The organism is Halomonas sp. McH1-25, from assembly GCF_022348165.1.
In the GTDB taxonomy this organism is placed as follows: Bacteria; Pseudomonadota; Gammaproteobacteria; order Pseudomonadales; family Halomonadaceae; genus Modicisalibacter.
The window spans coordinates 355,982-379,962 of sequence record NZ_JAKRFI010000004.1 but is presented as its reverse complement, the minus strand read 5'-3'; the positions used below and the strand labels follow the sequence as shown (position 1 = coordinate 379,962).

Sequence of the window (23,981 nt, the reverse complement as noted above, 5' to 3'; positions counted from 1 at the left end):
GCATGAAAACGACGCCGCCGGTTCAAAAGAACCGGCGGCGTTTTTCGTGGGGACTAGAGCGCCTCACCCGCGCATGCGAATCAACCCTTCCTGCGCGCTCGACGCCACCAGATACCCTTGAGTGTCGTAGAGGCTACCGCGCGAGAAGCCGCGGGCGCCTCCTGCCCAGGGGCTGTCCATGTCGTAGAGCAGCCAGTCGTTGATCTTCACGTCGCGGTGGAACCACAGCGCATGGTCGAGGCTGGCGATCTGCAACTTGGGGTCGCCGAAGCGCGTGCCGTGGGGCACCAGACTGGTGGTCAGCAGGTTGAAATCGGAGCTGTAGGCGAGCAGGTAGCGATGCAGGGCCGGCTCGGCGGGCAGCTCCCCGGCAAGGCGAAACCACAACCGCTTGCGCGGCGGGACGTTGTTGTCGTCGGGCAGGTGGAGGAACTCCACCGGGTGGCCCTCGAAGCGGTGGACCTTGGCGTCGCCACGCTCGATCAGTTCGTCGGGCAGGGGGACGTCGGGCATGCTGCGCTGGTGATGGTAACCGTCCTCCTCGCCATGGAACGAGGCGCTGCAGAAGAAGATCGTCTTGCCGTGCTGAATGGCGCTGATGCGCCGGGTGGTGAAGCTCCCGCCGTCACGCACGCGGTCGACCTGATAGACTACCGGATGCTTGGCATCGCCCGGGCGCAGGAAGTAGCCGTGCAGCGAATGCACGCGGCGCGAGGGATCGACCGTCTGGCTGGCCGCAGAGAGTGCCTGGCCAAGCACCTGACCGCCGTAGAGTTGGGGAAAGCCCAGATCCTGACTGCGACCGCGAAACAGGTTCTCCTCGAGCATTTCCATGCCCAGCAGGGACACCAGTCTGTCGAGTGGGGTGGTCATGAAGCGCGTTCCTCAGCGATTCCGGGGCCGGCGCCGACCTCACGGATTTTCATACAATTGTTTCAATGTCTGCAGCATACCGGAGAACGTGGCGATGCGCAGTGACGAATTCTACATGCATCGCGCCCTCGATCGGGCACGCGAAGCGCTCGAGACCGGCGAGGTGCCGGTGGGCGCCGTGGTGGTCGATGCCGCCGGCGAGATCGTGGGGGGAGGTTGCAATGCACCGGTATCGTCCCACGATCCTTGTGCGCACGCTGAGATACGCGCCCTGCGCGACGCGGCGGCACGCCTGGGCAACTATCGACTCGACGGCTGTACGCTGTTCGTCACGCTGGAGCCCTGCATGATGTGCTGCGGCGCCATCATTCATGCCCGCCTGTCCCGCGTGGTCTACGCGGCGGCCGAACCCAAGACCGGCATGGTCGAGTCCCGCGCCAACCTGATTGCGCAGCCGTGGCACAACCATCACGTCTGCGTCGAGGGCGGATTGCTGGCCGCCCGTTCGAAAAAATTGCTGCAGGCGTTCTTTGCAGCGCGCCGCGAGGCCTGACGGCTCACGGCGACTCACAAGACCGGCGGCACGATGTCGAACAACGGCGCGTCCTCGCCCTCGCCCGGCGCACGCTGGTTGAGCTGGAAGAATTGCTGCTGGCTGCGGTCGACATAGTTGAGGACTTCGTAGTAGCGCCGAATGTTGCGCACGTAGATCACCGGCTCGCCGCCACGCGCATAGCCGTGACGCACCTTCTCGTACCACTCGCGTTTCTGCAGCAGGGGAAGGGCCTCGCGCACGTCAGTCCACGCATAGGGGTCGCCGCCACGCATCTCGGCAATCTTCTGCGCATCGTAGAGATGGCCGAGTCCGACGTTATAGGCGGCCAGGGCCATCCAGGTGCGATCGGGTTCCTTGATTTCTTCCTGCAGGCGCTCCTTGACGCTGCGTAGGTAGCGCGCCCCGCCGTCGATGCTCTGTTCGGGGTCGAGCCGGTTATCGACGCCGACCTGCTTGGCGGTGGGCAGCGTCAGCATCATCAGGCCGCGCACCCCGGTCGGCGAGGTGGCCTCGGGCTCCCAGTGCGACTCCTGATAACCCAAGGCCGCCAGCAGTTTCCAGTCGAAACCGGTCTGGCGCGCCGCTTCCTTGAAAAGCGCTTCGTACGTGGGCAGGCGTTGGTGGACGTGACGAATGAACAGGCGAGCCCCAACGTATTCCAGATAGTCGTCATGGCCGAAGTAGCGCTCGATCAGCGTGTCGAGCAGGCCTTGCTCGCGCAGTTCGTCGATGAAACGGTTGACCTCGCGCAGCAGGCCCAGACCACTGCTGGCGGGAACGGCCCAGGCCAGGCTGAGCGGCTTGCCGAGCGGGAAACCATCCTCGACGCCGGGAAAGAACAGCCGGTTGAGCTTGAACTGGTGGGCGTAGATCACCGCCGCGTCGAGTTCGCCGGCCTCGATCATGTGCAGCAGGTCGGCGACTTCGAGATCGGCGGATTCCTTCCAGCTCAGTTCGGGGTAGGCCTTCTGCAGCTCGCGCAGGGCCAGGCTGGCCCCCGAGTCGGCGATGGTACCGATCGACAGGCCGAGCAGCTCCTCGGGGGTGTCGACGGGGGGCATACCACGCCGGAACACCACCAGCGGCTGCAGTTCCAGGATCGGGCGACTGAAATGCACGCCGCGCTGCGTGGCGTCGAGCGGCAGGGCGGCCGAACCCAGGTCGACGCTGCCCTGGCGTACGGCGTGCAACACGTCGCTGATGGTACCGGTGGTTTCCAGCGACAGGCTGACCCCCAGGTGCTCGGCGAAGCGCCGGACCAGTTCGTACTCGAACCCGGTCGGCCCCTGTCGGCCCTGGTAGTAGGTCGTCGGTGTGTTGCGCGTCAACACCTGGATGAAGTCCCGGGCGCGAATTTCCTCGAGCAGGGGACCTTCCGGTGGTGAGGGAAGGCGGGGGACCAGCGACAGCACCAGGGCCGTGGCCAGCAGAGCCCACCGGCGCGGAGTGCGGGCAAGCGCCTTGAGCATGCGTTGCAGTCGGTAACAATGGACGCCTCACCATACCGGCGTGTCGCCGAGCTGTCACCTGACGGCGTTCCACGATTTCTCGCCGGAGCGGCTTTCCAGTATCATAGGCGCTCATTGCCGCCGCTTGCGGCCCCCCATTCGGCTTTCTTCAGAGGCTTCTTCCGAAATGCTCGAACTGCGAGGAGCGCCCGCCCTTTCCGATTTTCGTCATGCCAAGCTGTTGGCTTCGCTGCGTGCCCAGGTGCCCGAAGTGGAGTCCCTGCATGCCGATTATGTCCACTTCGTCGATATCGATGGCGAGTTGGACGCCGACGCCCGCACCGTGCTCGATAGCCTGCTGACCTACGGCAGGCTCTTTGATGCCGACGAGCCCCGCGAGGGCCATCTGTTCCTGGTCGTGCCGCGCCTGGGCACGCTGTCGCCATGGTCGTCCAAGGCCACCGACATCGCCCGCAACTGCGGCCTGACGCAGGTCCGGCGCATCGAACGCGGCGTGGCCTATCGCGTCAAGCTGGGTGGCGTGCTCAGCGAGGAAACGTTCAACGCCATCCTCGCCACGCTGCACGACCGCATGACCGAGTCGGTGCTGGCCAATGCCACGGATGCGGTCAAGCTGTTCGCCCATCACGATCCCGCGCCACTCGGTCAGGTGGACATTCTGGAGGGCGGACGTGCCGCGCTGGAGGCCGCCAATGGCGAACTGGGCCTGGCGCTGGCAGACGACGAGATCGACTACCTGGTGCAATCCTTCCAGGACCTGGGGCGCAATCCCAGCGACGTCGAACTGATGATGTTCGCCCAGGCCAACTCCGAGCATTGTCGCCACAAGATCTTCAATGCCGACTGGATCATCGACGGCGAAGTGCAGACGCACTCGCTGTTCAAGATGATCAAGAACACTTACGAACACTCGCCGGGTGACATTCTTTCGGCGTACAGCGACAACGCCGCGGTCATCAAGGGGGCCGAGGCGGGGCGCTTCTTCGCCACGCCGCTGACCGGCAAGGCGGACGAGACGGCCAGCTACCGCACCGAACGCGAGCCGATCCACATCCTGATGAAGGTGGAAACCCACAACCACCCGACGGCCATCGCGCCGTTTCCGGGGGCGGCGACCGGTTCCGGCGGCGAGATCCGCGACGAGGGCGCGACCGGCATCGGTGGCAAGCCCAAGGCCGGTCTGACCGGCTTCGCGGTCTCCAACCTGCGTATTCCCGAGTTCGTCCAACCGTGGGAGGCCTTCGACTACGGCAAGCCCGAGCGCATCAAGAGTGCGCTGGACATCATGCTCGAGGCGCCGATCGGCGGCGCGGCATTCAATAACGAGTTCGGTCGTCCCAACCTGACCGGCTATTTCCGCACCTATGAACAGGACGCGGTAGGCGCCGAGGGCATCGAGCGGCGCGGCTACCACAAGCCGGTGATGGTCGCCGGCGGCTATGGCAACATTCGCCCGGGGCACGTCGAGAAGGGCGACATTCCGGTCGGCGCCAAGCTGATCGTGATGGGCGGCCCGGCGATGCTCATCGGCCTCGGTGGCGGCGCGGCGTCGAGCATGGCCTCCGGCTCGTCGAGCGAGGACCTCGATTTTGCCTCCGTGCAGCGCGAGAACCCCGAGATGGAACGTCGCGCGCAGGAAGTCATCGATCGCTGCTGGGCGCTGGGCGAGAGCAATCCTATCCGTTTCATCCACGACGTCGGTGCCGGCGGGCTGTCCAATGCTCTGCCCGAACTGGTCAAGGATGGCGGTCGCGGCGGACGCTTCGAACTGCGCGCCGTGCCCAATGCCGAACCGGGCATGAGCCCGCTGGAGATCTGGTGCAACGAGGCCCAGGAACGCTACGTGCTGGCGGTCGCTCCGGAGGACCTCGAGACCTTCGATGCATTGTGCGAGCGCGAACGCTGCCCTTACGCGGTGGTCGGCGAGGCCGTCGATGAGCATCACCTCAGCGTCCACGACGGACACTTCGAGAGCCAGCCCATCGACCTGCCGATGAGCGTGCTGTTCGGCAAGCCGCCCAAGATGCAGCGTGAGTTCCAGCGTCAGCCTCTGGCGATGCCGGGCGCGGATTTCGACAACCTGGACCTGCGCGAGGCGCTGGATCGCGTGTTGCGCCTGCCGGCGGTGGCCTCCAAGAGTTTCCTGATCACCATCGGCGACCGCTCGATTACCGGCATGGTCGCCCGCGACCAGATGGTCGGCCCGTGGCAGGTGCCGGTGGCCGACGTGGCGGTGACTACCGCCAGCTACGACACCCACGCCGGCGAGGCCATGGCGATGGGCGAACGTCCGCCGGTGGCATTGATCGACCCGGCAGCGAGTGCCCGCCTGGCCGTCGCCGAGGCACTCACCAACCTGGCCGCGGCGCCGATCGGGAAGATCGAGGACGTCAAGCTCTCCGCCAACTGGATGAGCGCCGCCGACCATCCCGGCGAGAACCAGTCGCTGTACGACGCCGTGCATGCGGTGGGCATGGAACTCTGTCCGCAACTGGGCATCGCCATTCCGGTGGGCAAGGACTCGATGTCGATGCGCACCGCCTGGCAGGATGACGACGCCGAGCAGAAGTCGATCACTGCGCCGCTGACGCTCAATGTCACCGGCTTCGCCCCGGTGACCGATGCGCTGAAGACGCTGACGCCGCAACTGCGCCTGGATCAGGACGAGAGCGACCTGATTCTCATCGACCTGGGCGGCGGCAAGAATCGCCTGGGCGGCTCGGCACTGGCCCAGGTCTACGGCCAGGTGGGCGACGAGTGTCCCGACCTCGACGATGCCGAGGACCTCAAGGCGTTCTTTACCGTGATCCAGGGGCTGAACGCCGACGACAAGCTGCTCGCCTATCACGACCGCAGCGACGGCGGCCTGATCGTGACCCTGCTGGAGATGGCCTTCGCCGGCCGTGGCGGTCTGGAGATCAAGCTCGACTGGTTGATCGACGACGGCTACGCCGCGCCCAGCGCGCTGTTCGCCGAGGAGCTCGGTGCGGTGATCCAGGTCAACCGCAAGGACACCGAGTTCGTGCTGGCTCAGTTCGCCGCGGCGGGTATCGATACCTGTGGCGTCATCGCGCGCCCGCGCTATGACGATCAGGTACGCGTGACGCTGTTCGAGGAGCCGCTGCTCGAGACCACCCGCGCGCTGACTCAGCGTACCTGGGCCGAGACCAGCTACCGCCTGCAGGCACTGCGCGACAATCCCGACTGTGCCAAGTCCGAGTTCGACGATCTGCTCGACCTGCGCGACCCGGGCCTGTCCGCCGAGCCGACCTTCGACGTGAACGAGGACATTGCTGCGCCGTTCGTCAATACGACGCGACCGCGCATGGCGATCCTGCGCGAGCAGGGCGTCAACGGTCAGCTCGAGATGGCGGCCAACTTCGACAAGGCCGGCTTCGAATCCGTCGACGTGCACATGAGCGACATTCTTGCCGGTCGCGTCACCCTCGACGAGTTCAAGGGGCTGGTCGCTTGTGGGGGCTTCTCGTATGGCGACGTGCTCGGTGCCGGTGGCGGCTGGGCCAAGTCGGTGCTGTTCAACGCCCGCGCCCGCGAGCAGTTCACGGCGTTCTTTGCGCGTGACGACAGCTTCGCGCTGGGTGTGTGCAACGGCTGCCAGATGCTTTCTCAGCTCAAGGAGCTGATACCCGGCACCGACAACTGGCCGCGTTTCGTGCGCAACGAGTCCGAGCAGTTCGAGGCGCGCGTGTCGATGGTTCAGATCGAGAAGAGCCCGTCGGTGCTGCTCGCCGGCATGGAAGGCTCGCGTCTGCCCATCGCCGTGGCCCATGGCGAGGGCCGCGCCGAGTTCCGCGACAGCGCGCATTTGCGCAGCATGCAGGGCAGCGGCCAGATCGCCGTGCGCTATATCGACAACTACGGGCAGGTGACCACGCGCTACCCGGCCAACCCCAACGGCTCGCCGGCGGGTATCACCGGGCTGACCAACGACGATGGCCGCGTCACCATCCTGATGCCGCATCCCGAGCGTGTCGCCCGTGCCGTGACCAACTCCTGGCGTCCCCAGGAGTGGACGCAGGATGGCGCGTGGATGCGCCTGTTCCGCAACGCGCGGGTGTGGGTGGGCTAAGCGTCCCGACGTCGAATGGGCAAGCCGGGGGCAGGGCGCCGCAAGGGCGCTGTAAACCCCTCCATGGGCGCTACATTTGCCATCCATGGCAAATGACCCTTGCTTTGCCCTGCCCCCGGCTTTCGGCTGCATGACGCTCTGCTGAATGCCGCGTCATAGGCTCAAACGAAACCGCGACCCTTGGCTGGGCCGCGGTTTTTTTCATGGCTGAAGGGAATCAGGTCGGCGTCGCGGCGGGCGGTGCGTCGCTGCCCAGGCTGCTTTCCGCATCGGCGACCAGCTGGAACTCTTCTTCGGCCGTCTTGGCGACCAGCTTATGGCGGCTGTAGAGGAAGTAATACGCCGCACCGATCACGAACAGCACGATCGTGTAGTTGAAGGCACGTGGGTCGAAGGCGTAGACCCCGGTCAATGCCACCAGCGACAGTACCAGGGCGACCGAGGACGTCACGATGCCACCCGGCGTCCGGTAGGGACGGGGCAGGTCGGGGCGCTTGATCCGCAGCAGGATGTGGCTGATCGCCATCAGTGCGTAGGAGAGCGTGGCGCCGACCACGGCCATGCCCAGAATCAGGTCGCCTTCTCCGCTCAGCGAGACCAGGAAGCCGAACACGCCCGGTACCACCAGTGCCCAGGTCGGCGCCTTGCGGTGGCTGGTCAGCGACAGCACTTTCGGCAGATAGCCGGCACGCGACAGGGCGAAGACTAGCCGGCTATAGCCGTAGATGATCGAGAAGAACGAGGCGATCAGGCCGGCCAGGCCGAGCACGTTGACCACCGTGGCCAGCGTGCCGTTGCCGGCGGCGTTGAGCGCATCGACCAGCGGCACGCCACTGGCGCCGATGGCTGCGGCACCCGCCGCACCGGCCAGCAGGAACACCACCAGCACCGCCGTGAACAGCAGGAAGATCATGGCGCCGATGATGCCCTTGGGCATGTCGCGGGCCGGATCCTTGGATTCCTCGGCGGCCAGCGGCACGCCCTCCACGGCCAGGAACAGCCACATGCCGAACGGCAGCGCCGCCCAGATGCCCGCCCAGCCGAACGGCATGAAGGCGTTGGCGCCCGCCGCCTCGGTGGGTGCGATGTCGAACAGCCGGCTGGCATCGAAGTCGCCCAGCAGGGCAATGGCGGTAGCGACGATGGCGAACACCGCCAGGCCGCTGATCACCATCATCACCTTGAGCGCTTCGCCCACCCCGGCCAGGTGAATGCCGATGAACACCGCATAGAACAGGGCATAGACCAGCGGTCCGTCGATACCCAACAGCGCTTCAACGGCGGCGCCGATGAAGATGACGATGGCCGCCGGCGCCAGGGCGTACTCGATGAGTACCGCCAACCCGGTCAGGTAGCCGCCCGCCGGGCCCATGGCCTGACGGGCAAAACTATAGCCGCCGCCCGATGCCGGAATTGCCGCCGACATCTCGGCCAGCGACAGCACCAGGGCGAAGTACATCAGGCCCATCAGCGCGGCGGCAATGACGAAGCCGCCCCAACCAGCCTCGGCGATGCCGAAGTTCCAGCCGGCAAAATCGCCGGAAATCACGTAGGACACGCCGAGTCCGGCCAGCAGGATCCAGCCGGCGGTTCCCTTGCGCAGTTGTCGCTTGGCCAGGTAATCCTGGTCGACGGGTTGGTCGCTCATGCGGTACGTCCTCGGGTCTTGTTGTTAGAGAAGGGGGATTAGGAAATCAGGAAGTTGCGAATGCTGCCGCCCTGGTGATCGATCGTCTCGTCCTCGGTGCGGTCCTTCAGATGGACCCCGGAGAGCTGCTTCTGGCGCGATTCGCGCAGTAGGTAGAGCAATCGCCGGCTGGCGTCGGGATAGGCCAGGCCCGCCGGGCGCACGTTGGAGATGCAGTTGCGGTAGGCGTCGGTGAGACCGACCTTGGGCGCCCAGGTCAGATAGAGTCCCAGACTGTCGGGCGAGCTCAGGCCGGGGCGCTCGCCGACCATGACCAGTACCGCCCGGGCATTGAGCAACTCGCCGATTTCATCGCCGATGGCGACCCGCCCTTGCTCGACGATGGTCAGCGGCGCCAGTCGCCAGTCGTACTGGCTATCGTCATCCAAGGCGTCGATCAGTGCGCGCAGAAATGGCTCGGCGTTCTGCTGCACGGCCAGCGAAGACAGGCCATCGACAATCACGATGGCCAGATCGAAAGGCGCCTGGGGGATATCTTCATTGTGACTCAGGCGCTCGCGGGAGGCCTCGTCGAGGCGCCGGCCCCAGTCCGGACGCTGCAGGTAGGTCATGCGGTCCGCGGCGCGGCTGTGCACGACATGCGGTGGGGCGTCGTTTGTCAGGCCGGTCAGGTCTCGACACAATGCCTCGACGTCTAGCGGCAGGTGCACTGCGTCCTGGGCGCGGGCGTGGGCCAGTTGGAACTCCAGAAGCCGGTCGGTTGGCAGGCTGATGCCGGCCCGGCCCAGGCCGATGCGCGCAGCGGTGAATTCGCTCAGGCGTCGCCAGGGATTGGTGATGACACCGTTGCTCGGCAACTTATCGGTCATGGTCGGCTCCGGCGGGCAGGTTGGCCAGCGAACGGGCGAAGGAGTCCGGCAAGGCGTCGTTGAGCCGATGATTGGCGACGTCAGCGAAGATCGCCATCTCGGCCAGCCAGCGCTCGAATTCGGGGGCCGGGCCCAGGCCCAGGACGCGGCGGGCGTAGAGCGCATCGTGGAACGAGGTGGTCTGGTAATTGAGCATGATGTCGTCCGAGCCGGGGATGCCCATGATGAAGTTGCAGCCCGCCACGCCGAGTAGCGTGAGCAGGTTGTCCATGTCGTTCTGGTCGGCCTCGGCGTGATTGGTGTAGCAGATGTCGCAGCCCATCGGCACGCCGAGCAGCTTGCCACAGAAATGGTCCTCCAGCCCGGCGCGGATGATCTCCTTGCCGTCGAACAGGTACTCGGGGCCGATGAAGCCGACCACGGTGTTGACCAGCAGCGGATCGAAATGGCGCGCCACGGCGTAGGCGCGCGCCTCGCAGGTCTGCTGGTCGAGGCCGTGATGGGCGTCGGCGGACAGCGCGCTGCCCTGACCGGTCTCGAAGTACATGACGTTGTTGCCCAGCGTGCCGCGCTTCAGCGACAGGGCGGCGTCCCGGGCCTCGGCCAGCACGCTGAGGTCGAAGCCGAAGCTGGCATTGGTGGCTTCGGTGCCGCCGATCGACTGGAAGACCAGGTCGACCGGCGCCCCCTGCTCGATGGCCTCCAGGGTATTGGTGACGTGAGTCAGCACGCAGGATTGGGTCGGAATGGCGTACTTGCGGATCACCTCGTCCATCAGGCGCATCAGCTTGACGCTCTGCGCGACGTTGTCGGTGGCGGGATTGATGCCGATCACCGCATCGCCATTGCCATACAGCAGGCCATCGAGAATGCTCGCGGCGATGCCGGTCACGTCGTCGGTGGGGTGGTTGGGCTGCAGGCGCGTCGACAGCCGCCCCGGCAGGCCGATGGTATTGCGAAATGCGGTGATGACGCGGCACTTGCGGGCCACCAGGATCAGATCCTGGTTGCGCATGATCTTGCTGACGGCGGCGGCCATTTCCGGCGTGATGCCGGCGCGCACGCCAGCGAGAATTTCGGGAGTGGCGAGGTCGCTGAGCAACCAGTTGCGAAAGTCGCCGACGGTGAGGTGAGCGATGGGGGCGAACGCGTCGGCGTCGTGAGTGTCGACGATCAGGCGGGTGATCTCGTCGCTTTCATAGGGGATCAGCAGATCCTCGAGAAAGGTCTTCAGTGGCAGTTCGGCCAGCGCCATCTGCGCCACCACGCGCTCTTCGGCGGATGCAGCGATCACGCCCGCCAGGCGATCCCCCGAGCGCGACGGCGTCGCCTTGGCCATCAACTCGGCCAGGTTCTTGAAGCGGTAGCGTTGGCCGCCTAGCGTGTAATGGTACTCCTTGGCCATACGATGCCTACCTCGACAGGCGTCCTTCGGGGCGTACCCGATCATTCGGGACGGAACGGAACTTGCTTCCCTAAGGTAGCGAGGCCGTCGCCGACGCCGTTATCGATTTTTGGCAAACCTGAATTTTCCTTGCAAAAACAATCAGAAGCCGTGTGGTTCGTGACTGACGGGCCACCGAGGAGGACGCACAAGGTGCCTATACACGTCCATGCAGGAAAAAATGCACCAACAAGAGGCACCTGGGAGGCGGGAGATGCCGACGAGCATGCCCATAACCTCACCGACTGGCGCCAGGAATATGACCAGATCAGTGCCGGTGCTTTCTATGGGCGGATCGATGAAGTCCAGTTGGATGAAATGCAGGTCTTCAGGGAACACACCAACCGGGCCCTACGCCAGCAGTGCAATGTCTGGCCGGAGTCGCTGTGGATCGGCATTCCGGCGGCACAGGTCTGTCGCATCAACGGACGGCCGGTGGGCGAGGCCGAGGTGATGTGCCAGCCCGGGCATCGTGACTTCGAACTGATCACGCCGGGGAGCTTCACCATCTATGGCCTGGTGGTCAGTCGCCGTCTGTTGGCGAGCGCTGCCGGTGAAGCCGGCCTGGCACTGATGGAACGGGCCCCGTCGACGCACATGCGGCTTCGCTTGCCGGCGCAGACGCGTAAATCGATTGCATTTCTGATCGAGCGACTGCTGGGGGCCGAGCGCCAGACGCCGGTGTCGCAGGTGCATCGCGATATTCTGATGATGGCGCTAGTCGAATTGCTGCAACTGGAAGTGCCCTGTAACGACGTACCGCCGAGCTATGCGCACCGCAAGCGTGTCGTGGACCAGGTCAAGCATTACCTCGACGACCCTGCACATGCGCCGGTGAGCGTGACCGAACTGTGCGAGCTGACTCATGTCAGCCAGCGTACGCTGCAGTACTGCTTCACCAGCATCCTGGGCATCAGTCCGGTGCAGTTCCTGCGCACGGCACGCCTGAACCGGGTACGGCGCATCCTGGTACAGCCGGGTGACACGACCACGGTGACCGGGGCGGCCAACGACTGGGGGTTCTATCATCTCGGCCAGTTCTCGCAGGACTATCGGCACTTGTTCGGCGAGTCGCCCTCCGCGACGCTGACCCGTTGTCGTGGCGCCCCGGCACTGGTGCCGAAAGTCGCTGTTCAGCGGGGCGTGGAATCGACACCCAGCTTGCGCTCCAGGCCGTCGAGCATGTGCACGTAATGTCGGCTCAGGCTATCGAAGCGGCTGAAGTCATAGCCGCGTTGGTCGAATCCCGCAGCCGCATCGGGGAGTTCCGTGTCGCCGGCAGGGGGAGGTATTGCTCGGAAAGCGAAAAGCTTAGAATAAGCGCTCGCTTCGATTACGGAATGTCATGCCAGCAGAGCCCCGCCCCGTGTCGCCTCCCGAGCTACGCCCTTATCAGCGCCAGGCCGTGTCGCATGTCGTCGAGCACTTTCGCGCCTGCGACGCACCGGCGGTGGTGGTGCTGCCCACCGGCAGCGGCAAGTCGCTGGTCATCGCCGAGCTGGCGCGCCTGGCACGCGGCCGGGTGCTGGTGCTGGCCCACGTGCGCGAGCTGGTCGAGCAGAACCATGCCAAGTACCGGGCCTATGGCCTCGAGGCGGATATCTTCAGTGCCGGCCTGGGCCGCAAGGAGGCCGCCCGCCAAGTGGTGTTCGGCTCGGTGCAGTCGGTGGTGCGCAACCTGGCCAGCTTCGACGACGGCGGTTTCACCCTGCTGGTCATCGATGAGTGCCATCGCGTCTCGCCGGACGAGAACGCCAGCTACCGCCAGGTTATCGACCACCTGCAGCGTGCCAACCCGCGCCTCAAGATCCTGGGCCTGACCGCGACGCCGTTCCGGCTGGGGCAGGGCTTCATCTATCACCGCCATTATCACGGCATGGTGCGCGGCGAGGCCGCCTGCTTCTTCCAGACCTGCGTGTTCGAGCAGCCGCTGCGTCTGATGGTCAAGCAGGGCTATCTGGCACCGCCGCAGCGCGTGGATGCCGCCGTGGCGCGCTACGACTTCTCGCAGCTCATGCCCAACGTGCGCGGGCTGTTCGCCGAGGAGGAGCTCAATCGCGTGGTGCGTGGCAATCGCGCCACGCCGACTATCGTCGCCGAGGTCGTCGAGCGGGCCCGGGAACGGCGCGGCGTGATGGTGTTCGCGGCCACCATCGAGCACGCCGAGGAGATCATGGGCTACCTGCCCGAGGGGCAGGCGGCGCTGGTCACCGGCAAGACGCCATCGCGCGAGCGCGAACGGTTGATCGACGAATTCAAGGCGCAGCGGCTCAAGTACCTGGTCAACGTCGCGGTGCTGACCACCGGCTTCGACGCGCCGCACGTCGACCTGATCGCCATACTGCGTCCCACCGAATCGGTCAGCCTCTATCAACAGATCGTCGGGCGCGGCCTGCGCCTGGCGCCGGGCAAGAAGAATTGCCTGATCCTCGACTACGCCGGCAATCCCTGGGATCTGTACGCCCCCGAGGTCGGGACGCCCAAGCCGGCATCGGACGCCGAGCCGGTGCAGGTCGGGTGCCCGGATTGCGGGCATGCCAACCTGTTCTGGGGCAAGCGCGATGGCGACCTGGTCATCGAGCATTACGGACGGCGCTGCCAGGGCTTGATCGAGGATGAGTCAGGCCGCTCCCGGCAGTGCGATTTCCGCTTTCGCTTCAAGGTGTGCGAGCAGTGCGGCGCCGAGAACGATATCGCCGCGCGTAGCTGCCATGGCTGCGGCGAGCGGCTGGTCGACCCCGACGACAAGCTCAAGGACGCCCTGCGCCTCAAGGATGCCCGGGTGCTGCGCGTCAGCGGCATGCAACTCGCCGCCACCGTCAACGGGCGCGGTCTGCCGCGCCTCAAGGTGACCTACCACGACGAGGATGGCGCCACGCTGGACGAGTGGTTCGCGCTGGAAACGCCGGCCCAGCGCGGTGCGTTTGCCGCCGCCTTCCTGCGCCATCACCTGCGCGCGCCAGGCAGCCCCTGGTGGCCGGCCTCGCCGGATGACGTCATCGCCGAGCGACGCCGGCTGAAGGTGCCGGACTTCGTGATCGGCCGCCGTGTCGGACGGCATTGGCAGGTTCGCGAGAAGCTGTTCGACTATGTGGGCCGCTACCGCAAGGCGGACAATGCCGAATCACTGGGCTGATGGGCCGTATTTCGAATGCTAGGAGTCGGCATCACTTGGTAGACTACGCGTTTGTCCGTCGCCGCCCGTATCGAAGGTCCCGCTGCCCGTGAGTGAAACGCCGGAAAGTGTCGCAACGCCCGAATCGACCGCTGCCCAGCAGACGGCGGCGGTGCTGGCGCGCCTGCACGACCAGCCGATCACCGAGCTGCCGGAGGATCTCTACATCCCGCCGGAGGCGCTGCGCGTATTCCTCGAGTCCTTCGAGGGGCCGCTGGATCTGCTGCTCTACCTGATCCGTCGCCAGAACCTCGACATCCTGGCCATAGACGTCGCCGCGATCACCCATCAGTACATCGAGTACATTGAGTTGATGAAGGCGCTGGAGATCGAGCTGGCCGGCGAATACCTGCTGATGGCGGCGATGCTCGCCGAGATCAAGTCGCGTACGCTGCTGCCGCGCCCGCCCAAGGCCGAGGGCGACGAGGACGAGGAAGACCCGCGTGCCGAGCTGATCCGCCGCCTGCAGGAGTACGAACGGCTCAAGCTCGCCGCCGAAGGACTCGACGAGCTGCCCCGCGTGGGGCGCGACTGGTTCGGCGCCCAGGCGGGTCTGCCGGCGCTGGAAAGCCGGGTCATCCATCCCGAGGTCGAGCTCGACGAGCTGCTGCGTGCCCTGTCGGGTATCCTGCGGCGTGCCGAGCTGACCCAGGCGCACACCATCAGCCGGGAAGTGCTCTCCACTCGCGAGCGCATGCTGCGCATCATGGAACGCCTCAGTCACGAGCATTTCACGCCGTTCGTGGCACTTTTCACACTCGAGGAGGGGCGCGCCGGGGTGATCGTCACCTTCATGGCGATTCTCGAATTGGCCAAGGAGTCGATGATCGAGATCGTGCAGAACGAACCCTTGTCGCCCATTCACGTTCGCGCCCGCCAGCCGCTGGACGAGGAGGGCGCCTACGCAGCCGACCCCGCCGACACGTCGAGTGAACCGGACGGCGAAGGGGAAAGCGCCTTCGAGGAGGCGACCTGATGGCCAGCGTGCGTCTCGACGAGATTCTCGAAGCGGCCCTGCTCGCCGCCGGCGAGCCGCTGGCGGTGGAGCGCCTGGAAGGTCTGTTCGACGACCACGAACGCCCGCAGCGGCGCGAACTGCGCGACGCGCTGGAGGCCTTGGGCAACCGCCTGGAGAATTCTGCGCTGGAACTCATCGAGACCGCCTCCGGCTATCAGGTGCGCATTCGTCAGCGCCTGTCGCCGTGGGTGTCGCGACTCTGGGACGAAAGGCCGCAGCGCTACTCGCGGGCCTTGCTGGAGACGCTGGCGCTGATCGCCTATCGTCAACCGGTGACGCGCGGCGACATCGAAGAGGTGCGCGGCGTGGCGGTCAGCAGCTCGATCATGCGCACCCTGAGTGAACGTGGCTGGATCCGCGTGGTCGGACATCGTGACGTGCCGGGGCGTCCGGCCGTCTATGCTACGACAAGGCAGTTCCTCGATGACTTCGGTCTCAAGACCCTCGATGCCTTGCCGCCGATGCACGAACTCAAGGAGTTCGACCTGCCCGAGTCCCCGTTCTACGAGGATGACATCGACGTTCAGGCCCGCCAGGCCGGCGAACGGCAGGAACACGCAGAGAGCGCTGACGTGCCCGATGCTGATGCGCAGAGCGACGATCCTGGGCACGACGCTGACGCTGGCCAAACCGAATCACTGCAGGACTCGACGGCCGGGACGGCCGACGACACGACACACGCCGGGACGGCGTCCGCACGGCCGGAACTGAGCTTCGCCGATCTTGAAGCCCGTCTGGCCGAACGCGCCCGCAACCAACAGCCCGTCGATCGCGAAGGCGACGAAGACGGCCTGGCCGGCGCGGAAAATTCATCCGACGAGAACACGTCCGAGTCATGAACAGCAACACACCACCCGCTTCAGAAAAACTCCAGAAAGTCCTCGCGCGCGCCGGGCTGGGCTCGCGCCGCGAAATGGAAACCGCGATCAGCGCCGGGCGCGTCAAGGTCAACGGCAAGGTCGCCAGCCTGGGCGATCGTGTCGAGATGCGCGACAGGGTCACCTTCGACGATCGCCCCATCAACCTGCGTGACGTCAACGAGGTGCCGCGCCGGGTGATCATGTACAACAAGCCCGAGGGCGAGCTGTGCACGCGCAAGGATCCCGAGGGCCGGCGCACCGTGTTCGACCATCTGCCGCGCCTCAAGGGCGAACGCTGGATCGCCATCGGACGACTCGACATCAACACCAGCGGCCTGCTGCTGTTCACCACCGATGGCGAACTGGCCAACCGCCTGATGCACCCGTCGACGCAGATCGAGCGCGAATACGCCGTGCGCGTGATGGGCCAGGTGAAGCGCGAACAAATCGTGGCGATGGTCGAGGGCGTGATGCTCGAGGACGGCCCGGCACGCTTCACCGACGTGCAGGAGTTCGGCGGCGAAGGCATCAATACGTGGTTCCACGTGGTCATCATGGAAGGCCGCAACCGCGAGGTGCGCCGCCTGTGGGAGTCCCAGGGCCTGACCGTCAGCCGCCTCAAGCGCGTGCGCTATGGCAACATCTTCCTCGACAAGCGCGCCAAGGCCGGGGAATGGACCGAACTGACCCAGGGCGAAATCGATGACTTGTCGGAACTGGCCGGGTTGGAGAAACGCAAGGTGCCCGACCTGACCCCCGACGAGAAGAACCGCTGGAGCCGCGACAAGCACAAGCGTCGCCCCGTTCAGGCCATGCGCAAGCCCAAGCACACCAAGCCGAAGCGCTGACAATTGATAATTCGGCAAATTCCTCTTGCCAGGATCAGGCGCGCTAAGTAACATATGCGCCCTGTCGAGAGGGTCGTTAGCTCAGTTGGTAGAGCAGTTGGCTTTTAACCAATTGGTCGTAGGTTCGAATCCTACACGACCCACCATCTCGACGGCCCGGCGGCGGGTCGTTAGCTCAGTTGGTAGAGCAGTTGGCTTTTAACCAATTGGTCGTAGGTTCGAATCCTACACGACCCACCATCACCGCCGCCGCATAGGTCAGGTATCGATTCGATGCCAGCCTGTTGCGGGTCGTTAGCTCAGTTGGTAGAGCAGTTGGCTTTTAACCAATTGGTCGTAGGTTCGAATCCTACACGACCCACCATGCTTCTTGATGCCCTCGTATCCCCCGGATGCGAGGGCATTTTTCTATGTATCTTGTTCGGTACCCTGGATATCGCCGCCGCCATCGATGTCCAAACCAGTATCCGGGACTGGGAAAGGTGCGCGAGGCGCAGTACCATCCCGGCAGGTGCGTCGAGAGCGCGAAGACGATCAGCTCCGGCGCTTCTGTAACGCAGGGGGAGCCCCTGCCAGTCACAGTGGTAGACACGATGACGACCATGACAACCCGCGCACTGGTGCGTGAGCACCTGGCCCGCGCCTACTGCCCCACGCGGATTCCCGCCGAGGATGAAGCGCGCGTCGACGAGATCAAGCGCCTGCTGAAGGCACGCAACGCGGTCCTCGTCGCCCACTATTACACCGACGATGCCATCCAGCACCTCGCCGAGGAGACCGGCGGCTGCGTGGCGGACTCCCTGGAAATGGCCCGCTTCGGCGCGCGTCACGAAGCCTCCACTCTGGTGGTGGCCGGCGTGCGTTTCATGGGCGAGACCGCCAAGATTCTGTCGCCCGAGAAGCGTGTGCTGATGCCTACGCTGGAGGCGACCTGCTCGCTGGACATCGGCTGCCCGGCGGACGAGTTCAGCGCATTCTGCGACGCCCATCCCGAGCGTACCGTGGTGGTCTATGCCAACACCTCGGCAGCGGTAAAGGCGCGTGCCGACTGGGTGGTGACGTCGTCGATTGCGGTCGACGTGATCGAGCACCTGCACGCCAGGGGCGAAAAGATTCTGTGGGCCCCGGACAAGCATCTGGGCGGTTACATCCAGCAGAAGACCGGTGCCGACATGCTGCTGTGGGACGGCGCGTGCATCGTCCACGACGAGTTCAAGGCCAGGGGCATCCAGGATATCAAGGCGCTCTACCCGGACGCTGCGGTACTGGTGCACCCCGAGTCGCCAGCCAGCGTGGTCGAGATTGCCGATGCGGTGGGTTCCACCTCGCAACTGATCAATGCTGCGCGCGAGTTGCCCCATCAGCGCCTGATCGTCGCCACTGACCGCGGCATTTTCTTCAAGATGCAGCAGGCGGTGCCCGAGAAGATCTTGTTCGAGGCGCCGACCGCCGGCAACGGCGCGACTTGCAAGAGCTGCGCCCACTGCCCGTGGATGGCGATGAATGCGCTCGATAACCTGGCCGGCGCGCTGCGCGACACCAGTGGCGAGATCTTCGTCGATGCTGGGCTGCGCCAGCGGGCGCTCAAGCCGCTGGAACGCATGCTAAACTTCAAACGCTGATCCGCATCGTGCTGGTGCAAGGCGCCCCTGTCGGATGACTCGCAGGGGCGTCGTCGTATGGGGAAGAGGGTGTTAGTGGTAAAGGATGCGGAGTATTCTGGTAACTGGCATATTGTATGCAGCCTAATCAAGTGTCAGATCACCGCCATGGTCGATACCCTGTCGACAGCAATCCATGGCTCATGCCAGGAGGTAACATGTCCAGTACGACACTCGCTTCGCCAACTGCACGTTATGTGGCGCTTACCCTGGAAAGCCTGGGGCCGGTCAGTCGCATCGCTCAACCAACTGCATCGACTCCCTCGCTCGGCCTGGATAGCCCTGCCCGCGCGCTGCTGACCGATTTCCAGGTGACACGGGCACACTGTATCGCTGCCAGCAGCCCGACGACACGGGCACTGGAGGCGATGAAGCAGGCCGGCGTGCGGCTGCTGATGGTGGTGGACGCTCAAGAGCGATTCACCGGTGTCATTACCGCCCGTGAGCTGATCGGCGGGCGTTTGGTGACGCTGGCCATGCAACGACGTCAGATCGATCGGGAAGACGTCACCGTGGAGATGGTCCAGACGCCGCACGACCAGTTGCATGCCTTGCCGCTGGCCAAGCTCGAGCGGGCCAGGATCGGGGATCTCGTCGAGACGCTACGCTCTTCGGGTGATCAGCATCTGCTGGTGACCGAACCTGATGCCGATGGCCAGCCGAGAATTCGCGGTCTGATTTCGACGACCGACATCAGCCAGGCACTGGGAATCAAACTCGATCGACCACCCGAAGCGCGCACGTTCGCCTCGATCTGCCAGGTCATTCTCGGTCACGCGGGCTGAACCCAGTCTCTCGACTCCATGCAGCGACGCCCCGCCAGTGACTGGCAGGGCGTCGTGTGCGATACCATGGACCGCTAGAACTGCCGCAGCGTTTCGCGATAGTCCATGAAGTCTTCCCGTCGCTGGCGGATCCGGCTGGCCATGCTGAAGTCGTCGCTGCGTTTGGCGACGTCTTCGGCCACGTCCAACTGCTTGATGGCCCGGTCGATGTGGCCGGTCAATTGCAGGCTCTCGGCACGCGCCAGGTGCCCCCAGGTCTCGTGACCACTGCGGCCGGCCGCTTCGGCGAGCAGCGCAAAGACCTGCGGCGTTTCCGAATATTGCTGGCTGAGTTCGCGCAGCACGTCGAAGGCGTCGCCGGGCGACTGCTGCAACAGAATCTCGGCGCGTAGCAGGCGGGCCGGGAAGTAGTTCGGCGATAGGCGCAGAATGCGCTCGGCGCGGGTCAGTGCGTCGTCGCGACGGCCGGCGTTCAGGGCGATCTCGACGGCGGTGGCCGGGATCAGCGACAAGTCGGGTAACTCGCGAGACAGGGCATCGAGTGTGGCGAGGGCTTCGTCGATGCGTTCCTGGCGGGCGGCGATCAGCGCCTGCAGGTAACGCTCGGCGCTGGTGGGCGAATCGTCCTGGCGAAGCTGTGCCATGGCCTGGGCGGGATTGTCGCCGTTGAGTTCCAGCAGGGCGCGGGCACGAATCAACGCATAGGCCGGATCGCTGTCGCGGCGGGTGGATGAGGGCAACTGGTCGGCACGGCTCTGGGTATCGCTGATGCGCGACTCGGTGACCGGGTGGGTCAGCAGGAATTCGGGCGGGTTGCCGCCCTGCAGGCTGGTCAGGCGCTGCATGGCGCGGAACATGGCGGGCATGGCCTGGGGGTCGAAGCCGGCCTGGGTCATGGCTTCCAGGCCGACCCGATCGGCTTCCTGCTCGAAGCGCCGCGAATAGGCGAGCTGGTCCTGGATGAAAGCGGCCTGCGAGCCCATCATCGCCGCCAGCCCGGCATTGCCGCCGCCCCCGGCGGCGATTACCATGCCGGCGAGCATGGCGGCCATGGTCGGCAGTTGAGTTTCCTCGACGCGCTCCATACGCCGTGCATAATGCCGCTGCGAGAGGTGGCCCAACTCGTGGGCAAGTACCGAGGCGAAGGCATCCTCGCTTTCGGCGAAGGCGAACAGACCGGCGTTCACCCCGACGACGCCACCGGGGACGGCGAAAGCGTTGAGCAGGCGGCTGTCGACCAGGGTGGTGACGATACGAATGTCGCCGAGGTCGCTGTATGGCAGCAGGCGCTCGATCAGCGAGTCCACGTAGGTCTGGGCGATCGGATCCTGCCAGGTGTCGGTCTGGGCGCGGAACTGGCGCAGCCAGGCACGACCGAGACGGTGCTCTTCGTTGCCGGACACGCTGCTTGCCCCACTGCCCAGCGAGGGCAGGCCATAATCGTCGGCCACGGCTGGCATGGCGCAAGGGACAAGTGCCAGGGCACCGATCGTCAGGCAGGATTTAAATGTGCGCAGCATGGCCATCCTCGTTGGAAACTCCCTAGGCTCCGACATTGATTCGCAGGAAAAAGTGCCTTTAAATCGATGCCTCTCAACCATTTTCCCGGGAGGTGGCATGGCCCTGCAACCCGACGATGTACTCGATGCGCGTGGCCTGCACTGCCCGCTACCCTTGCTCAAGACCAAGCAGGCCTTGTCGCGCCTCGCTGAAGGCGAGTTGTTGCACGTATTGGCGACCGACCCCGGCTCCTGGCGGGATTTCGAGACGTTCATCGATCAGAGCGACTTCGAACTGGTGTCCCGCGAGGAGATCGATGATGAGTTTCACTATTGGATACGCAAGGGCGGTGTCGTTGCATGACGATGAGAGATGTCCTGAAGGGCTGGGTCGAACGCTACTTCTCCGACGAAGAAGCGGTAGTGCTGCTGCTGGTGCTGATACTCGGCTTTGCCGCCGTGATCTGGCTGGGCAAGATGCTGGCGCCGTTCTTCACCGCCCTGGTCGTTGCATTTCTGCTGCAGGGCGTGGTGGCCTGGCTCGAGCGGCTCGGCCTGCCGCGCCTGCTGTCGGTGCTGTTGGTGTTCCTGGTGTTCCTGGGTACGTTGCTGGCGCTGGCGCTGATCGTCATGCCTCTGGTCTGGAACCAGACCGTCGACCTGATCCAGCAGGTTCCCAGCATGTTCGCCAGTGTGCAACTGTGGCTGGATGAACTGCAGGCGCGTTATCCGACGCTGATCACCCCGGATCAGATGCAGGACTGGATCGCCACGGCGGGACGTGAGATCACTCTGCTGGGACAGCGGGCGCTGACGCTGTCGTTGGCCTCGCTGGGCAACCTGCTGGGGCTGATCATCTATCTGGTACTGGTGCCGATCCTGGTGTTCTTCCTGCTCAAGGATCGCGAAACGCTGACCCGTTTCACGCTGTCACTGCTGCCCAATAAGCGTACGCTGATGACGCGCGTATGGAACGAAATGGACGACCAGATCGCCAACTACGTGCGTGGCAAGGTGATCGAGATCTTCATCGTCGGCATTACCGCCTACGTGACGTTCTGGTTCTTCGGTCTGCAGTATTCCGCATTGCTGGGTCTGGCGGTCGGTCTGTCGGTGCTGGTGCCCTATATCGGCGCGGCGGTGGCCACGGTACCGGTGGCGGCGGTGGCCGGCTTTCAGTTCGGCATCGGCGAGGAATTCGCCTATGTGCTGGTCGCCTATGGCGTGCTGCAAGCCCTGGATGGCAACGTGCTGGTGCCGATCCTGTTCTCTGAGGCGGTCAACCTGCATCCGGTGTCGATCATCCTCGCCGTGCTGTTCTTCGGCGGGATCTGGGGCTTCTGGGGCGTGTTCTTCGCGATTCCGCTGGCCACTCTGCTCAAGGCATTGGTCCAGGCCTGGCCCCGCAGCGTGGCAAAGCGGGACCAGGAAGCGGCGGCGTCGAAGGTAGACCTGCAGTAAATGCACCTCAGGAAGTGGCGTTGAGTTCCCTGGCTGCAGCGAGAACCTCCTCGACGTGGCCGGGAACCTTGACCTTGCGCCATTCGCGAGCCAGCTTGCCCTCCCGGTCGAGCAGGAAGGTGCTGCGCTCGACGCCGAGGTGCTCCTTGCCGTACATCTTCTTGAGCTTGATGACGTCGAACAGCTGGCACAGTGCCTCGTCCTTGTCCGAGATCAGTTCGAAGTTGAAGCTCTGCTTGGCCTTGAAGTTCTCGTGGGCACGCAGGCCGTCGCGGGAGACGCCGAACACGACCGTGTTGGCGGCCTCGAAGGCGGGCATGTTGTCGCGAAAATCGCCGCCTTCCGTGGTGCAGCCCGGGGTGCTGTCCTTGGGGTAGAAATAGATCACCACCTGCTTGCCGCGCAGGGCGGATAGGGTGACGGTAATGTCGCTGGTGGCCTGGGCGGTGAAGTCGGGAACCGGTTGGCCGACATTGACGCTCATGGACGTTTCCTTGTGTCGTGACGAGAGGCCACGATTACACGCAAGCGCGGCGAGTCTGTAAAGTCTCAGCGCGCATGCCGCCGCTGAACCTGTACACGCTTTCGCCGTCTGAGTACCATTGGCCATCTGGCCATGTACCGGTCGTGGCGACCGGGTTTCGATAGGCTGAACAGGATCCATCCCGGCGGAGCGCAAGGCGCCGCCGCGGTTACGTACAAGTCGAGTAGGCCGACGGCCGTCAGGGCCCGTGGCAGCCGGTCAGCGCCGGATTCACAGGAGCATCGCAGGATGATCACAGGCAGCATCGTCGCGTTGGCGACCCCAATGAAAGTCACGGGTGAGATCGATTGGGAGGCGTTGCGTCGCCTGGTGAACTTCCACCTCGACAGTGGCACCGATGCCATCGTCGCTGCCGGCACCACCGGCGAACCCACCACCATGTCGTTTGCCGAGCATTTCGACGTCATTCGCACCGTGGTCGAGGAAGTGCGCGGTCGCATTCCGGTCATCGCCGGCACCGGCGCCAACGCCACGTCCGAGGCGGTCGAGCTGGCGCGCTACGCCAAGGAAGTGGGCGCCGACTATTGCCTGTCCGTGTGCCCCTATTACAACAAGCCGACCCAGGAAGGCCTGTACCAGCATTTCAAGGCCGTGGCCGAAGGCGCCAACCTGCCGGTGATCCTCTATAACGTGCCTGGGCGGACCTGCTCGGACCTGTACAACGAGACCGTGTTCCGCCTGGCCGAACTCGACAACATCGTCGGGCTCAAGGACGCCACCGGCAACCTGGAGCGTGCCGAGGAACTGGTCGATCGCCTCAGGGGCTCGGGCTTCGCCCTGTACTCCGGTGACGACGGCACGGCCTGCGATTTCATGTTGATGGGCGGTCATGGCGATATCTCGGTCACCGCCAACGTCGCGCCGCGCCTGATGCACGAGCTGTGCGAGGCGGCCGTTTCCGGCGATAGCGACCGGGCGCACCAGATCAACACGCGACTGCTGCCGCTGCATTCGGGGCTAGGCGTCGAAGCCAACCCGATCCCGGTGAAGTGGGCGTTGCATCGCATGGGTTACGCCGAGCAAGGCATTCGTCTGCCGATGACCTGGCTGTCCGAGAAGTACCACACCACCGTCGAAGAAGCCCTGCAGCTCGCCGGCGTACTGAACGACTGAATTGCGTTGCAGCGATGCCGCGATCGGATAGCCGGTTCGCGGCCGATCCGTGCCGGTTTGCACGTACA

At 64.9% G+C, this 23,981-nt stretch carries 19 protein-coding genes and 3 tRNA genes; 15 read left to right on the top strand and 7 right to left on the bottom strand.

What is annotated here, in order from left to right; all coding sequences use genetic code 11:
- Positions 1–63 precede the first annotated feature (63 nt).
- The gene (locus tag MHM84_RS13280) at positions 64–873 is read right to left on the bottom strand and encodes an acyl-CoA thioesterase II (protein ID WP_239266829.1); all 810 of its coding nucleotides are present in this window, start codon (positions 871–873) and stop codon (positions 64–66) included.
- 94 nt (positions 874–967) lie between these two features.
- Here MHM84_RS13280 and tadA point away from each other — a divergent pair, with 94 nt between their 5' ends.
- Positions 968–1,426, top strand: coding sequence for a tRNA adenosine(34) deaminase TadA (tadA, locus tag MHM84_RS13275; RefSeq protein ID WP_239266828.1), 459 nt, complete (start codon positions 968–970; stop codon positions 1,424–1,426).
- 14 nt (positions 1,427–1,440) lie between these two features.
- On the opposite strand, the gene mltF is transcribed toward tadA, so the two are convergent.
- Positions 1,441–2,898, bottom strand: a complete 1,458-nt coding sequence (mltF, locus tag MHM84_RS13270) for a membrane-bound lytic murein transglycosylase MltF (protein ID WP_239266827.1) — start codon at positions 2,896–2,898, stop codon at positions 1,441–1,443.
- Between the two features lie 166 nt (positions 2,899–3,064).
- On the opposite strand from mltF, the gene purL reads away from it, so the two are divergent.
- Entirely contained in the window at positions 3,065–6,988 is a 3,924-nt protein-coding gene (gene purL, locus MHM84_RS13265; RefSeq protein ID WP_239266826.1) for a phosphoribosylformylglycinamidine synthase, read from the top strand.
- 217 nt (positions 6,989–7,205) lie between these two features.
- Here the strand turns inward: purL and eat are convergent, their stop codons facing one another.
- Genes eat through MHM84_RS13250 form a run of 3 tightly spaced genes read right to left on the bottom strand, consistent with a single transcriptional unit; the run spans position 7,206 to position 10,910 of the window.
- Complete coding sequence (gene eat / locus MHM84_RS13260; protein ID WP_239266825.1) at positions 7,206–8,636, bottom strand: ethanolamine permease; 1,431 nt, start codon at positions 8,634–8,636, stop codon at positions 7,206–7,208.
- 38 nt (positions 8,637–8,674) lie between these two features.
- Positions 8,675–9,505, bottom strand: coding sequence for an ethanolamine ammonia-lyase subunit EutC (gene eutC / locus MHM84_RS13255; RefSeq protein ID WP_239266824.1), 831 nt, complete (start codon positions 9,503–9,505; stop codon positions 8,675–8,677).
- Positions 9,495–10,910, bottom strand: coding sequence for an ethanolamine ammonia-lyase subunit EutB (locus tag MHM84_RS13250; RefSeq protein WP_239266823.1), 1,416 nt, complete (start codon positions 10,908–10,910; stop codon positions 9,495–9,497). The genes eutC and MHM84_RS13250 overlap by 11 nt, the downstream gene beginning before the upstream one ends.
- A 192-nt stretch (positions 10,911–11,102) precedes the next feature.
- On the opposite strand from MHM84_RS13250, the gene MHM84_RS13245 reads away from it, so the two are divergent.
- From MHM84_RS13245 to MHM84_RS13200, 10 genes are all read left to right on the top strand, one after another.
- The gene (locus MHM84_RS13245) at positions 11,103–12,143 is read left to right on the top strand and encodes a helix-turn-helix domain-containing protein (protein ID WP_239266822.1); all 1,041 of its coding nucleotides are present in this window, start codon (positions 11,103–11,105) and stop codon (positions 12,141–12,143) included.
- A gap of 151 nt (positions 12,144–12,294) precedes the next feature.
- Positions 12,295–14,085 (top strand): DEAD/DEAH box helicase, encoded by a 1,791-nt coding sequence (locus tag MHM84_RS13240; protein ID WP_239266821.1) that lies wholly within the window; start codon positions 12,295–12,297, stop codon positions 14,083–14,085.
- Positions 14,086–14,173: 88 nt separating this feature from the next.
- Entirely contained in the window at positions 14,174–15,100 is a 927-nt protein-coding gene (locus MHM84_RS13235; protein WP_239266820.1) for a ScpA family protein, read from the top strand.
- Positions 15,100–15,981, top strand: coding sequence for an SMC-Scp complex subunit ScpB (gene scpB, locus MHM84_RS13230; RefSeq protein ID WP_239266819.1), 882 nt, complete (start codon positions 15,100–15,102; stop codon positions 15,979–15,981). The genes MHM84_RS13235 and scpB overlap by 1 nt, the downstream gene beginning before the upstream one ends.
- Positions 15,978–16,850, top strand: coding sequence for a 23S rRNA pseudouridine(2605) synthase RluB (rluB, locus tag MHM84_RS13225; RefSeq protein ID WP_239266818.1), 873 nt, complete (start codon positions 15,978–15,980; stop codon positions 16,848–16,850). The genes scpB and rluB overlap by 4 nt, the downstream gene beginning before the upstream one ends.
- 70 nt (positions 16,851–16,920) lie before the next feature.
- Positions 16,921–16,996, top strand: a tRNA-Lys gene (locus MHM84_RS13220).
- 18 nt (positions 16,997–17,014) lie between these two features.
- A tRNA-Lys gene (locus MHM84_RS13215) sits at positions 17,015–17,090 on the top strand.
- Between the two features lie 48 nt (positions 17,091–17,138).
- A tRNA-Lys gene (locus tag MHM84_RS13210) sits at positions 17,139–17,214 on the top strand.
- A 238-nt stretch (positions 17,215–17,452) separates the two neighbouring features.
- Positions 17,453–18,472 carry a quinolinate synthase NadA gene (gene nadA, locus MHM84_RS13205; protein WP_239266817.1) on the top strand — a complete coding sequence of 340 codons (1,020 nt, stop codon included), beginning with the start codon at positions 17,453–17,455 and terminating at the stop codon, positions 18,470–18,472.
- A gap of 197 nt (positions 18,473–18,669) precedes the next feature.
- Positions 18,670–19,296 carry a CBS domain-containing protein gene (locus MHM84_RS13200; protein ID WP_239266816.1) on the top strand — a complete coding sequence of 209 codons (627 nt, stop codon included), beginning with the start codon at positions 18,670–18,672 and terminating at the stop codon, positions 19,294–19,296.
- A 74-nt stretch (positions 19,297–19,370) separates the two neighbouring features.
- Here MHM84_RS13200 and MHM84_RS13195 read toward each other — a convergent pair whose 3' ends face one another.
- Positions 19,371–20,816: a M48 family metalloprotease gene (locus MHM84_RS13195; protein ID WP_239266815.1), complete on the bottom strand. Its 1,446-nt coding sequence runs from the start codon at positions 20,814–20,816 to the stop codon at positions 19,371–19,373.
- A gap of 97 nt (positions 20,817–20,913) precedes the next feature.
- On the opposite strand from MHM84_RS13195, the gene MHM84_RS13190 reads away from it, so the two are divergent.
- Together MHM84_RS13190 and MHM84_RS13185 are read left to right on the top strand one after the other, a co-directional pair.
- Entirely contained in the window at positions 20,914–21,159 is a 246-nt protein-coding gene (locus MHM84_RS13190; protein ID WP_239266814.1) for a sulfurtransferase TusA family protein, read from the top strand.
- A complete protein-coding gene (locus tag MHM84_RS13185; RefSeq protein WP_239266813.1) occupies positions 21,156–22,256 on the top strand; it encodes an AI-2E family transporter in 1,101 nt (366 codons plus the stop codon). Before MHM84_RS13190 ends, MHM84_RS13185 begins: the two co-directional genes overlap by 4 nt.
- Before the next feature lie 7 nt (positions 22,257–22,263).
- Here MHM84_RS13185 and MHM84_RS13180 read toward each other — a convergent pair whose 3' ends face one another.
- Positions 22,264–22,740: a peroxiredoxin gene (locus MHM84_RS13180; protein WP_239266812.1), complete on the bottom strand. Its 477-nt coding sequence runs from the start codon at positions 22,738–22,740 to the stop codon at positions 22,264–22,266.
- Positions 22,741–23,028: 288 nt separating this feature from the next.
- Between MHM84_RS13180 and dapA the strand changes: the two genes are divergently transcribed.
- Positions 23,029–23,913, top strand: a complete 885-nt coding sequence (gene dapA, locus MHM84_RS13175; RefSeq protein ID WP_239266811.1) for a 4-hydroxy-tetrahydrodipicolinate synthase — start codon at positions 23,029–23,031, stop codon at positions 23,911–23,913.
- Positions 23,914–23,981 lie beyond the last annotated feature (68 nt).